This is a genomic window from Kitasatospora sp. MBT63 (assembly GCF_000710465.2).
Lineage (GTDB): Bacteria > Actinomycetota > Actinomycetes > Streptomycetales > Streptomycetaceae > Kitasatospora.
In genome coordinates, this window is the sequence record NZ_JAIZ01000461.1 from 4,559 (window position 1) to 18,025 (window position 13,467).

Genomic DNA, 13,467 nt, shown 5'->3' on the forward strand with positions numbered 1-13,467 from the left:
CCGGTTCGCTGCCGGTGCGAATCCCGGCGGTGACGGTCAGCGGGCCGCGGAGCGACGGACGACGGCATCCAGCGGTGCCACCGGTGCGGACGACGAGAGCTGGCCCAGTGACCGGGCCGGGCCGAGCCGGCTCGTCGGGGCCGGTCGGCCGGTCCGGCCCGGGCTGCTGGCAGTCAGCGGCCAGGGGGCGGCCTCCGCGTCCCGGGCGACCCAGGTCGGCAACTCCGTCACGGTGCGCATCGGGCCGTCCACCCAGGATCCGGAGTGCGGTTCGGCGCCGCTACGGCCGTCCCCGAGCGCGTGCCAGCCGGCGGGCGTCAGTGTGAGGTAGGCGCCGCAGCGCAGCCCGTGCAGCGCCGAGGCGTCGCGCAGGGCCCACATCCAGGCGCCGTCCTGCTCGGTCCACTCCGGTCCGCCCTCGCGGCAGCGCAGCAGGACGGCCGTCCGGACGGGTGTGGCCAGCCGCAGGTCGTGCGGGGTGATCCGGCGCAGCTGGCCGAGGATCGCGTTTCGGTGGTGCCAGCCGTCGGTGGCGTGCGGTCTACCGGTGAACGAGGCCGACGCGACCACCCGGTCCAGCGGGTCGAGCACGGTGAGCACGTTCGTGCCCGGCTGGGGGAGGTGTCGTTGGTGCAGTTCGGCGACGAACGCGCCCGGTGCTCCCGGCAGTGTGACGCCGGACCCGGCCCAGGTCTCCAGGTCGATCGTCCGCGCGCCGTCGCAGGGGGTCTGACCTCGGTCCATACCGTTGATCACGATCCTCCTTCCCGGGCCCGCAGGCGCGCAGGTGCGGGCGTACGCCGAGGGCCTGGTCCGCGGACCGGGCTGTGGATACCGCCCAATTCTCGGGTCAGACCGGGTCGAGCGGCAACGATGAAATGACGAACGCCGCCCGAAAGCCGGTGTTCTGCCGGATATATTCCACCGCGCCGGTGGCGCCATTCGGTGACGGAGGGATCAGTTCGAGCGGCCGTCCCGAGCGGCCGCCTTCGCGGGGACGGTCAGGCGGTCGGCTTCGCCGGTGGCGGCCTCCCGGGCACCGGCTTCTGCGCCCGGTCTCCGGTGGCCGTCAGGGACGACCACCGGCGGCGCGGTCCGGGATCGGCTGCTCAGCCCTGCACGGCGAGGACGAGCGGCAGCACCGCGTCGGCCCCGGCCTGGCGCAGCAACCGTGCGGCCACGGTGACCGTCCAGCCGGAGTCCACCGAATCGTCGACCAGCAGCACCGGGCCGGGCGTGGCCGCCAGCGCGGACCGCAGGTCGGGCGGTACCACCAGGGCGCCGGAGAGCGAGTGCAGACGTTGCGCGCTGTTGCTGCGCGGGCCGTGCGGCGGCTGTCCGTGGGCGTACTCGAGCCGGCCCAGGAGTGGCAGACGCCCGACCGCGGCCAGTCGTTCGCCGAGAGTCCCGATCAGGGCCGGACGGGTGGCCGAGGGGATCGTCACCACCCCGACCGGGCGGGCCGGCCGGGAACCGTCGTCCGAGGCCGGACCGGCCCAGCCGCCGGGCCCGCGGGCCCAGTCCGCCAGCACGCTGACCATCGCGTCCAACACGTCGGCGGGCACCGGTCCGTCCGGGGCCTGGTCGCCGAGCAGCGCGCGCAGCCGGTTGCCCCAGCCGATGTCGGAGAGCCGGCCGAGCGCCCGGCCGGTCTCGGCCTGCTCGCCCGCCGGGATCCGGCCCTTCAGGGAGACCCCGATGGCCTCCATACCGGTCGGCCACAGCCGCCGGGGTTCGAACAGGACCCCGGGGCGGCCGAGCGCGGCCCGGGCCGCGGCGAGCGACTCCTCGGACACCTCGGGGCCGTACCGCAGGCCCACGCAGTTGTCGCAGCGGCCGCACGGCGCGGCCTCCGGGTCGTCCAGCTGGCGCCGCAGGAACTCCATCCGGCAGCCGGAGGTCGTCGCATACTCGCGCATCGCGCCCTGCTCGGCCGTTCGGGACTCGGCCACCTTGGCGTAGCGCGCGGCGTCGTACGCCCACGGCTGCCCGGTCGAGGTCCAGCCGCCGCGCACCCGGCGCACCGCACCGTCCACGTCCAGCACCTTGAGCATGGTCTCCAACCGGGCCCGGCGCAGATCCACCCGCGGTTCGAGCGCCGCCGTGGACAGCGGTCGGCCGGCCTCGGCGAGCGCGTCGAGGGTGCGCCGGACCTGCTCCTCGGGCGGGAAGCCGAGCGAGGCGAAGTAGCGCCAGATCGCCTCGTCCTCGCGGCCGGGCAGCAGAAGCACCTCGGCCCGGTCGACTCCGCGGCCTGCCCGGCCGACCTGCTGGTAGTAGGCGATGGGGGAGCCGGGCGAGCCGAGATGCACCACGAAGCCGAGGTCGGGCTTGTCGAAGCCCATCCCGAGTGCGGAGGTGGCGACCAGGGCCTTGACCCGGTTCGCCAGCAGGTCGGCCTCGGCGCTGCGGCGGTCGGCGTCCTCGGTGCGGCCGGAGTACGACGCCACCGGGTAGCCGCGCTCGCTGAGGAAGGCGGTGACCTCCTCCGCGGCGGCCACCGTGAGGGTGTAGATGATGCCGGAGCCGGGCAGCTCCGCCAGGTGTTCGGCGAGCCAGGCCAGCCGGTGCGCGGGATCGGGCAGGGTCAGGACGGCGAGACTCAGGCTCTCCCGGTCGAGCGGGCCCCGCAGCACCAGGGCCCGCTCGTCGGAGCCGCCGGTGCCGAGCTGCTCGGCGACGTCGGCGGTGACCCGGGCGTTGGCGGTGGCGGTGGTGGCGAGAACCGGGACGCCCGGCGGCAGCTCCGCCAGCATCGTCCGCAGGCGTCGGTAGTCGGGTCGGAAGTCATGGCCCCAGTCGGAGATGCAGTGCGCCTCGTCGACCACCAGCAGACCGGTGGAGGCGGCGAGCTTCGGCAGCACCTGGTCCCGGAAGTCGGGGTTGTTCAGCCGCTCGGGACTGACCAGCAGGACGTCGACGGCGCCCGTCGACACCTCGGCCTGGATGCCGTCCCACTCCTCGGGGTTGGCCGAGTTGATGGTGCGGGCGTGGATGCCGGCCCGGGCCGCGGACTCCACCTGGTTGCGCATCAGGGCGAGCAACGGGGAGACGATCACGGTGGGCCCGGACCCGCGGCCCCGGAGCAGGGCGGTCGCGATGAAGTACACCGCCGACTTGCCCCAGCCCGTGCGCTGGACCACCAGCGCCCGCCGGCCGTCGACCACCAAGGCCTCGATGGCGGCCCACTGGTCCTCACGGAGGGTGGCCGAGGGACCCGCCAGTTCGCGCAGGACCGCCTCGGCCCGGGTCCGGACGGCGGAACGGTCGACGGGCTCGGCGGGGTGGTGCGGTGTGGGCTGGTCCATGACTCCATCAATACCGCGTGTCGCGGACAAACAGCCAACGGCGCCCGGGTGGGCGGGCCCGGCCGCCACATCACCGGACCGTCCGGCGACCCGCTGATCGATCCGCTGGTCAGCCGCCGGTGGTGCGGTTCGGGGTGGGAAAGGCTGCTCCGAACGAGTGAGCAAATGCTGGACCCCCCGAGTTATCCACAGGAAAATCCGAACTTCGGGCAACCCGCCGGGCCTGCGCCACGCTTCTCACCATGAACGACGAACGCACCTCCACGCCCCCCGGTCCGCTGCCCGACCCCGTCCCGGGGCCGCTCCCGGGCCTCCGCTCCGACCCGCTGGCGGGCCAGCTCCCCGTCCGGATGCGGGGGCCGGCCGACATGGCCGAGATGCTTCCTTACCTGCTCGGGTTCTTCCCCGACGACAGCATCGTCGTTGTCGGCCTGCAAGGGCCCGAGCTGCAGCAGGGCGGGGTCATCCGGGTCGACATCCCCGACGAGCCGGCCGCCTGGCCGAGAGTTGCCGGCGACACCGCCCGGCTGCTCGTCGAACTCTCCGAGCGCCGCGACGAGCGGCCCGCGCAAGTCCTGGTGTACCTCTGCCGCGATCCGGACGCCGAGGTCGGCCCGGGGCGCGCAGTCCTCGCGGGCCTCGCACCGCTCGCGGCCGCACTGTCCGAGGCGTTCGAGCGGGAGGGCGTCGGCGTTAAGGAGTCGCTCTGCGTGTCCGCCGGGCGCTGGTGGTCCTTCCTGTGCACCGGGTCCGGCTGCTGCGACCCCGGAGGCACACCCATCCGTTCCAACCTCGGACCCGGTCCGCTCGCAGCTGCTGCCACCTTCGCCGGGCTCGCACCACGGGGCAGCCGGAAGGCGATCGTGGCGGGCCTCGCCCCGGTCGGCGACCCGGAGGCGGACGCGCTGCGCGAGGCGATCGAGCAGGCGGGCGCCCCCTTCATCCGCGAGCTCGCCGGGCCCGGTGGGCGGACCGAGGCCGTCGCACGGACGGCCGAACTGCTGGCCGGAGCCATCACCGAATTCCGGGCCGGAGCCCGGTCGATCGACGCCACGCGGGTCGCCCGGCTGCTGGTCGGCCTCCAGGACAAGCTCGGGCGCGACCGCGCGGCCGAGTACACCGAACCGGACGAACTCGTCGCCGCCCAGCGGCTGTGGCGCTTCCTCAGCCGACGCTGCGTGCCCCCGTTCGAGCACCTCGCCCCGCCGCCGATGACGCTGCTGGCCTGGACGGCCTGGCTCGCGGGCGACACGGCCACCGCCCGGATCGTGCTCTCCCGGGCCCTCGACATCGACCCGAAGTACACGCTCGCCCAACTGCTGCACGAATCGATCAACGGTGGACTGATGCCCGACAGACTCCTGGAGAGCGTCCGCCAGGAGCGGGCCGGCCGGGCCGTCCTGCCGGACCACCCCGGCGCGCTCGGCCCGCCGCCGCGCAGTCGCCGCGCCGAACCGCCCGACGGCCGGGCCGAACCGCCTGGCCGCCGGGCCGAACCACCCAGCGGCCGCGGCGAACCGCCCAGCCATCCTGCCGAACCGGCCGGTGGCCGACCGGCCGAAGCCACGCCTCCGCCGCGCCATGAGACGCGCACCCACACGACATCCACCGGGCACAAGGCCACCCGGGGCCGCAGGGACGAAGCATCCGAGGGGCCGCCCTCGGATCCCGCCCAGCCCTCGACCCCCTCCACCTACACGGCCGACGGCCGGACCGCCGAGCGCGGCGCAGAGGTGACCGGTGACGAGTGGGCCGGAGGCGGCCGGGCCGCCGCGACCGGAGCCGTTCCCCGCAGACGCCCAGCTCGCCGCCGCAGGCTGCGCCTTCCGGTACAACGCCGCCCGCAGGACCGCCCGGCGGAGGCCTGAGATGGCCGCCCTGCGTCGCGGGCCACGCGGTGCGGTGTCGGCCCGATCGGCACCGACCCGGTCCCTGCCGGCCCGATCCCAGCCGGCCCGGGCGGTTCCGCTAGAGCTCCCCGCGTGCCATCCGGATCAGCCGGTCGAGTACGGCGCCGCCGCTGACCCGAAGCCCGTCGTGCTCCCACTCGTTGGTCACCCAGGTACGGACGTTGCGCACGGCGCGCGCCGTCGCCAGCGAGTCTGCCGCGTCGACGTACATGTCGTCCTGGTAGACGGCCGCGTACACCGGCACCTCGTTCGCGGCCAGCTTGTCCAGGTCGTACAGGTCGGGCCAGTCGGTCCGATCGGCCAGCAGGTGCGCGGTCTCCCGAAGCGGTCGCAGCGCGGGGTCGGTCTCGAACAGCCAGGGGTAGATCATCTCCCCGGTGAACAGCACCGGCTGCTCGGAGGCCAGCGCCTGCTCCGCGTCGAACTCGGGGAACTCCTTGCGCACTCGCTCCGCCGCCCACCCGGTGCAGCCGCCGTCCACCGATCGCTGACCGTAGATCGACTCGTGCATCACGGCGTACAGCGGTCCGGAGGCGAAGGACAGTTGCGCCTGCACCCCGGCCAGGAAGGTGTCGGACAGTTCCGGCCCATCCACGCCCTCCACCCAGGCCTCCTCCAGCAGGTAGTGCAGCGTGCCCGAGCCGGACCCGCCGCCGAGCAGCATGCCCAGCCCCTGGAACGCCTGGACGGTGAGCATCCCGCCGTCCGGCAGGGGAGCGGGCCGTCCTGCGAGGTGGGCGGCGATCCGCCGGACCGCTTCGACATCTCCCGGGTAACGGCGGTAGTGCGCCGCGTTCTTGTCCGCCACCCGCGGGTAGGCCGTGCGGTACACGTCATCGGCGGAGGTGCGCAGGCCGGCCAGACCACCGGTCACGAACGCCTCGCGTACGCCTTCCGGCGCCTGCGACAGGTAGGTGAGTGTGCAGAAGCCGCCGTAACTCTGCCCGAGCAGGCTCCACTTGGTGTCCTCGCCCAGCAGCAGGCGCCGGATCCGTTCGGCGTCGCGGACGATCGAGTCGGCACGGAAATGCGTGAGGTACTCCGCCTGCTGCTGCGCGTCGCCGCGGCCGGCCAGCGTCTGGCGGTTGGCCGGGGTCGACCGGCCGGTGCCCCGCTGGTCGAGCAACAGCACGCGGTAGCCGTCCAGGGCCCGGCCCAGCCAGCCGTCCCGGCCGAGCGGCCGTCCGGCCTTCCCGCCGGGCCCGCCCTGGAGGAAGAGCAGCCAGGGCAGATCCTCGTCCTCGCGTCCGGCGGCCACCACCTCGCGGGCGTACACCTCGATCCGCTCACCCTCCGGGCGCCGGTGGTCGAGCGGCACACGGAACACGTGGTCGGTGGTGACGATTCCGGGCAGCCGGCTGGTGGTGGACATGCAACTCCTCGGTCCGTGCTGGTCACAGGCGTGGTACGGCAGCTCCGGCCGGGGTCTCCGTTGCGGGCGCCGCTGCTCCCGCACCGTATCCTGACGACGCACACGGACAGTCGTTGCAGGGCCATCGCCCGAAGCGGCCCGGCATCGCCGGGTGTCCACCCACGGCGGTACCGGCGATCCGGCGGCGCCCGGGGCGGGACGAGTGCACGGGCACGGGGGCGCCGGACCGGCGTGACCTGGGGCAGGTGCGGTGCGTTCACCCTGCGGGACGCAGCGGGGGCCGACCGCGCTCCCGGGCGGTCGCCACGACGGTCCGACGGCGGCCACCTCGGGGCCGGTACGGAGCGGCCGCTCGAGATTCCGCCGCACGGACCGTACCGCGGGATGTACTCTCCGGGACGGCCCCGGCCCGGTCGGGCGGGCAGCCGCCGGATCGTCCGGCAGGACGGCAGGGCAGAACCGATCGTGGGCGAACCCGCTCCCGGTCGACGGACAGCGGGAACCGACAGACCGGTCGAGCAAGGGGAGGAGAGCCCGGTGACCACCATGAGGCCAGCGCAGACGGGGCCGCAGGCCGAGCCGGGCACGGGAGAACCGGCCGCGCCGGTCGCGACGGCGCAGCCCGCGCAGTCGAGCCCCCCACCCTCGGCGCCGTCGGGCCCGTCACCCGCGATGCCGATCCCTCCCGCCCCGATCACGACCGAGCTGCCGCACCCCTACCCGCCGGCACCGATGCGGCGGCCGACGGCACCGCCATCAATGACACCGCCACCGATGGCACCGCCGACGGCAGCACCGATCGCGCCGCCGCCCGCCGGCCCGCCGATGCGCGCTCCTCAGCCCGGAGCGGCGCAACCGGGTGCTGCTCCGGGAGGTCATGCCGGTCCGCTGGGCGGTCCGCCCCCCGGATCGGTCCGGACCGGGCCCGGAGCCCCTGGTGCGGGTGCCGTCCCGCGCCAGTCGGCACCGCCGCCCAGGCCGCAGCAGGTGACTGCCCACGACGCCGTGCTGTGCGTCAACGCGCCGGCCATGGCCGCGTCCCACCCGGACGGCCAGCTCCGTGGCCACGGCCTGCACGGATTCTTCCGGGCAGGGGTGCGCACACTTGCCCGGATGGAGGTCAGGCTCGGCGGTATCGAGCCCATGCCGCTCCAGGGTGCCCTCACCTCCGCAGCGGTGGCGCGCTTCGTCGGGGCCGTCCGTCTTCCCGGTGACCCCGACCCGGATCCGGGACTGACCGTCGAGCGGGTGCGCCACGCGGACGGGGTCGAGACCATAACGGTCCGCAACACCGGAGCCCGGCCCGCCCGGCTCCCGTTGGAGATCGCGCTCGGGACCGACCTCGGCCTGCTCACCGACATCGCGGCAGGCCGGCGCTCCGCCGACCTGCCCGGACAGGTGCAGTCCGCCGGGCTGCGCTGGACGGGCCACGGCCGGAGTGCGACGGTCTCCGCCCAGCCCTCGCCGCACGCCGTACTCGCGGGAGCTGGAGTGCTGCGCTGGGATCTCGAAGTGCAGGCCGGCGCCCGCTGGTCGGTCGAGCTGCGGGCCGAACTGGAGTCCGCCCCTGCAGCGGTACGGCCGCCGACCGGTCGCGGCGCCGGGATCGCGCTCCCGTGGGCCGAACCGGAGGTCCGCACCGATGACCCCCGGGCGGCGCAGCTCATCGGCCGCTCGCTGGACACCCTCGGTGGACTGCTCATCGCCGACGCGGACCGGCCCACCGACCTCTATGCGGCGTCCGGGGCGCCATGGCGGTTCGGGCTGACCGCCTCCGACGCGCTCTGGGCGGCCCGCCTCACCCTGCCGCTCGGCACCCGTCTCGCCGCCGGCACCCTCCGTGCCCTGGCGCGGCGCCAGCATCTCGCTGCAGGCCCGGGTGCGCCCATAACCCCCGGCGGGGCATCCGCTTCGGCTCCCGCTTCGGCTCCGGCCGCCGCCCGGCCGGGGGCGTCCGCCGCCGGGTCGACGCCGTCCGCCGGCGGCTCCGACGGCACGCCGCTTCCCGCCCCGGCGGAGTCGGGCCCGGCCGGCCGGCCGGACGGGCTGATCCCCGGGCCGCTCAGACACGCGGGTCCCGAGCTGCCGCCGTCCTGCACCGCCACCGAGGCCACCCTCCTGTTCGTCACGCTGCTGGCCGAGGCCTGGCGGTGGGGGCTGGCGCGCCAGGAGGTGGCCGACCTGCTTCCCGCCGCCGAGCGTGCGCTCGGTGCGCTCCGCGGTTCGCTCGGTGACGGTACCGAGGGGCCCGAGGGCTTCGTCATCGACCTCGGCCGCACCGCGGAGGACCGACTGGCCCGACCAGCGGCCGCCAGGTGTGAGGTGCAGGCGCTGGCGCACCGGGCGGCCCTGCACGGTGCGGATCTGCTTGCGGCGTTCGGCCGCCCGGGCGCAGACGAATGGCGGGCCTGGGCCGCCCGGCTGCGTGACCGGTTCCGGGAGCAGTTCTGGATCGACGACCTGTCCGGTGGCCGCCCGGCCGCGGCCCTGCTCCCCGGAGGGCGTGCGGTGCCCGCCGTCGCGGCGTCCTTCGTCCACCTGCTCGACCTCGGCCTGGCCGGTGAGGGCGAGCTCCACGAAGGACTGCTCGACCGGGAGCAGACCCGGATCCTGGCCCAGCGGCTGGTCGCCCCGGAGCTGGACGCCGGCTGGGGCCTGCGGACGCTCAGCGCCAAGTCACCGCGGTTCAACCCCCTGGGCCACCGCAGCGGGGCGGTTCGCGTCCACGAGACCGCACTGGCGGTCTCAGGGCTGTCCGAAGCGGGCTTCGAACGGGAGGCCGGGCAGTTGCTGGAAGGGTTGCTGGACGCGGCCCGGTACTTCGAGGGGCGACTGCCCGAGATGTACGCGGGCGAGCAACGGGTCGCCGACTGCCCGCCGGTTCCGCACCCGGCGGCCTGCCGCCCGGCCGCGCTGTCGGCGGCTGCGGCCGTGCACCTGGTGCTCTCGCTGGCGGGGGTCCGGCCGGACGTCCCGGCGGGACGGGTGAAGGTCCGCCCGGCCAGTACCGCTCCGTTGGGAGAGCTCCAGCTCACCGGCCTGCGGGTGGCGGGTGAACCGTTCTCGGTCCGGGTCAGCCGGATCGGGGTGGCCGTGGTCGAGGAGGCGCCGGCCGAGCTCCAGCTCGGAGCAGGCTGACACAGGCACAGGGACCTTTCGCGGGATCGACAGCCATGGTCGACCGCGCCCTCAACAGCGGACTGCCCTCCACCGGCGGAGCCCCGCATCAGGGCCACGTCAGCAGCACCGGATCCACCCCGGCCCGAGCGCTGGGATCCCGGTTCCGGAGCGGTCGGGCGGACCGGACGGACACCTGTGCCGCACGGGCTCTGTGTTTATCGTCAAAGAGACGACTATCATCGTCGCCATGTCGCGTTATGACCCGTCGGCCTTCCCCCCGTTCGCAGTCACGGTCGACCTGGTGGTGCTGACGGTTCGCGAGCACGCGCTCTGCGCGCTGCTGGTGAAACGAGGTGAGGCACCCTTCCAGGGCTACTGGGCGCTGCCGGGCGGCTTCGTGCGCCCCGACGAGGGGCTGGCCGAGGCGGCCTCTCGTGAACTGGCCGAGGAGACCGGTCTCCGGGCGTCCTCCGCTCCCGGCCAGGCCGCCGCCGGCGCGCACCTGGAGCAGCTCGCGACCTACGGGCACCCGCAGCGCGACCCGCGGATGCGCGTGGTCAGCGTCGCCCACCTGGTGCTCGCCCCCGACCTGCCGACGCCGCGCCCCGGCGGCGACGCCAGCGGCGCGCGCTGGGCGCCGGTGGTCGAGCTCCTCGGTCAGACCCCGTCCGACGGTGTACCGCTGGCCTTCGACCACGGCCAGATCCTGGCCGACGGTGTCGAGCGGGCCCGCTCGAAGATCGAGTACTCCTCGCTGGCCACCGCCTTCTGCCCGCCCGAGTTCACCGTCGGCGAGCTCCGAAGGGTCTACGAGGCGGTGTGGGGCGTCACCCTCGACCCGCGGAACTTCCACCGGAAGGTCACCGGCACACCTGGCTTCCTGCTGCCGTCGGGCGGCACCACGACCCGTCAGGGCGGCCGCCCCGCGCAGCTCTTCACGGCGGGTAGTGCCACCGTCCTCAACCCGCCGATGCTGCGTCCGGAAGCCTGACCTCCCACTGGGGGACGGGTACCGTCGGCCGGGCTCACCACTGGTCCCCTGATCGGGTGAGCTGGGCGGCCACGCCGTCCGCGCGCCATCCGTAATGCCCGAATTCGGGTCAATCGCGTCCTAATGTGCTGGCGCAGGCACACAAGGGACACCCCCGTGCCTCGCAGACCCGGTCGGACGAGGACATGGGAGCGCGCATCGATGATCCAGACCACCGGCCTGACCAAGACGTACCGGCGCAGGCGTCCACCCGCGGTACTCGACCTCACCTTCGACGCGCGGCCCGGCGTCGTCACCGCCCTGCTCGGCGCCGAGGGCGCGGGAAAGACCACCGCCGTCCGGTTGATGGTGGAGCTGGAGCGGGGGCTCGGGATCACCCTCTTCGGTGGCCGCACGTACCGTTCGCTGCGCCGGCCCGAGCGCGAGGTGGGAGTGTTGCTCCCGACCGGGACAGCTGCCATGGGACACCCGGGACAACGGGCGTACTGCCACCTCCGGATGTTGGCCGCCTCGATCGGTGTCCCGGCACGGCGGGCGGACGAGCTGCTGGAACAGACCAGACTGGCCGGCATCGCGGACCACCGCCTCAGGTCGTTCTCGCCCGGGATGAGCCGCCGGCTCGGGCTGGCCGCCGCACTGCTCGGCAGCCCCGGCACGCTGCTGCTGGACACCCCGACGGACGGCCTGTCCCCGCGCAGCGCGGAGTGGTTCCACTCCTTCGTCCGCTCCTTCGCGGTGGCCGGCGGGACGGTGTTGGTCACCACCCGGACGCCGGAGGAGGCGGCCGCGGTGGCCGACCGGGTGATCACGCTCGACCAGGGGCGGCTTGCATCCGACCAGCCCGCCGGCGAGTTCCGCCGGGCCCGGTTGCACCATGAGGTCTCCGTACGGGGCCCGCAGATGGCCCGCCTGGCCGACCTGCTGACCGGCCAGGGCGGGGAGGTCCGTCCGGACGGCACCACGGGCATCGCTGTGACCGGAATCGGCCGGACCGAGATCGGCGAGCTCGCCTACCGGCACGGCATCCTGCTGCACGAGCTCGCGGACCGCGTCGTCGATCGGCCGGCCCAGCACCTCGCCCTGCCCACCACCTCGGGCCGGTCGGGCCACGTCCAGCTCCAGGCCCAGCCGCAGGCACCCCACCAGGGGTCGTACCAGGGCGCCCACCCGAGTCCGCTCCACACCCCGCCCCAACCCCCGGCCCACACCCCGCACCAGGCGACGCACCAGGCCCACCACCCGGCGGCCCACCCGGACTCACCCTCGGACTCACCCCCGGCTCAGGCCGAGCCGCAGGCGCAGCCACAGCTGCAGTCCCAGAGCCGCGGCCCCGACCACCAGCGCGGCCGTCGGCATGCCCGGATCTCCGCCATCGACACGGACCCGCTGTCCACCGAGCACCTCATGGCGGACTGGCCGCAGACCCCCGAGCAGCGGGTTCCGGACGAGCAACGGGGATCGGCGGGAGAGCCGGCCCACCCAGAGCTGTTCCACGAACACACCGTCAGCGCGGCCCACTCCGTCGGCGCCGCTCATCCGATCGGCAGTGAGCACCACTCGCACCACTCGCACTACTCGGAGCACCAGCCCGACACCACAGTGACCCACCCGGCCCCCGGCCCCGACCACCTGAGCGAGTGACCGTGCGCGTACTGGCCTACGAGCTGCGCCGCCTGCGCAGCCTCCGCTCGACCTGGTTGATCGTGTCCGCCGTGGTGTGCTGCGACGTGGCGGCGGCGGTCGTCCTCACCCGGCAGTTGCCCGCGGGGCCGCTGTCGACGACCGAGGCGGTCCGGGCGGTCACCGCGCTGGTGCCGCTGCTTCCGCTGCCGTTCGCGGCACTCGGGGCCGGCGCGCTCGGCGCGCTCTCGTACCGGCACGAGGTCCGCTACCCGGGCCTTGCGGCCTCCCGGGTGACACTGCTGCGGCGGCTGTGGCTGCTGGTGGGCAAGCTCGTGGTGCTCGCCCCGGTGGCGCTCGCGCTGGCGGTGCTGACCCTGACGCTGGACGCGCTGGCGGTGCGACTGGCGCTGCCGACGGGAGTGACGCTCGGGGTGTTCGACGACCCGGTGCTGCGGCCGGAGCTGTTCGTCGACGGGGCGCCGGTCGGCCCCGCCCGGTCGCTGGCGGCCTTCGTCCTGCTGGTCGTGGTGAGCGGTTGGGCCGGGCTGCTGTTCACCGCCGTGGTGCGCAGCGCGGTGGCGGGTCTGCTCGCGTTGCTGGCGGTGCCGGTACTGCTGGAGCCCGCCGCGGCCATGGCGCTGAGCCGGCTCGGCGACAGTTGGCCGCTCTGGGCGCAGGAGCTGATGCCGTTCCGGTTCAGCCTCGGCCGGTTCGGGCTCGGTTCGGGGCTGGGCTCCAGGCTGGGGCTCGCCTCCTCGGCCCGCCCCGGTCCGGTGGCCGGGCTGGCGCCGGCCGGGGTGGCCGAGCTGCTGGTGACCCTGGCCGTCCCGGGCGTGGTGCTGCTGCTGGGCTGTCTGCTCGCGCAGTTGCGGCGCCGCGCGCTCTGAGCCGGCGGCGCCGGCGGGCCGCGGTCGGGTCGGTTCCGGCCCCGTACGGGTCGGGCCGACCGGGCCGGAGCCCGGCGGGCGCGGGCGGGTCCTGGACGTGGGAGCTTCGGACCACCCTTCACGCCGGTGACGGGCTGCCAGGAGCGGGGTCGGCTTCGCGTCGGAAATGAGAGGTTCTGCCTGATAAGAAGTCAATTATCCGGTCACGGGCGATCACCCTTTCGTGTGCTTTTCACGAGAATCCTCAAGGCGGACC

General features: G+C 74.7%; 8 protein-coding genes. 5 read left to right on the forward strand and 3 right to left on the reverse strand.

The annotated features are described in order from the left end of the window. Positions 1-36: 36 nt before the first annotated feature. Positions 37-744 (reverse strand): hypothetical protein, encoded by a 708-nt coding sequence (locus tag AA75_RS24835; RefSeq protein WP_149038354.1) that lies wholly within the window; start codon positions 742-744, stop codon positions 37-39. A 365-nt stretch (positions 745-1,109) separates the two neighbouring features. Beyond that, positions 1,110-3,308, reverse strand: coding sequence for a DEAD/DEAH box helicase (locus AA75_RS24840; RefSeq protein WP_033822452.1), 2,199 nt, complete (start codon positions 3,306-3,308; stop codon positions 1,110-1,112). 242 nt (positions 3,309-3,550) lie between these two features. On the opposite strand from AA75_RS24840, the gene AA75_RS24845 reads away from it, so the two are divergent. Further along, positions 3,551-5,176, forward strand: coding sequence for a DUF4192 domain-containing protein (locus tag AA75_RS24845; protein ID WP_051813254.1), 1,626 nt, complete (start codon positions 3,551-3,553; stop codon positions 5,174-5,176). Between the two features lie 100 nt (positions 5,177-5,276). On the opposite strand, the gene AA75_RS24850 is transcribed toward AA75_RS24845, so the two are convergent. Then, complete coding sequence (locus tag AA75_RS24850; protein WP_033822453.1) at positions 5,277-6,590, reverse strand: alpha/beta fold hydrolase; 1,314 nt, start codon at positions 6,588-6,590, stop codon at positions 5,277-5,279. A 1,029-nt stretch (positions 6,591-7,619) separates the two neighbouring features. Between AA75_RS24850 and AA75_RS24855 the strand changes: the two genes are divergently transcribed. The 4 genes from AA75_RS24855 to AA75_RS53745 all read left to right on the forward strand — a co-directional run bounded on the left by AA75_RS24855 (position 7,620) and on the right by AA75_RS53745 (position 13,211). Then, positions 7,620-9,728 carry a glycogen debranching N-terminal domain-containing protein gene (locus AA75_RS24855; RefSeq protein WP_051813265.1) on the forward strand — a complete coding sequence of 703 codons (2,109 nt, stop codon included), beginning with the start codon at positions 7,620-7,622 and terminating at the stop codon, positions 9,726-9,728. A 229-nt stretch (positions 9,729-9,957) separates the two neighbouring features. Further along, complete coding sequence (locus tag AA75_RS24860) at positions 9,958-10,701, forward strand: NUDIX domain-containing protein (protein WP_033822455.1); 744 nt, start codon at positions 9,958-9,960, stop codon at positions 10,699-10,701. A 201-nt stretch (positions 10,702-10,902) separates the two neighbouring features. After that, on the forward strand, positions 10,903-12,342 hold the full coding sequence (locus AA75_RS24865) for an ABC transporter ATP-binding protein (RefSeq protein WP_051813256.1): 1,440 nt from the start codon (positions 10,903-10,905) through the stop codon (positions 12,340-12,342). Continuing rightward, complete coding sequence (locus AA75_RS53745) at positions 12,339-13,211, forward strand: hypothetical protein (RefSeq protein ID WP_051813258.1); 873 nt, start codon at positions 12,339-12,341, stop codon at positions 13,209-13,211. The genes AA75_RS24865 and AA75_RS53745 overlap by 4 nt, the downstream gene beginning before the upstream one ends. Positions 13,212-13,467: the final 256 nt, after the last annotated feature.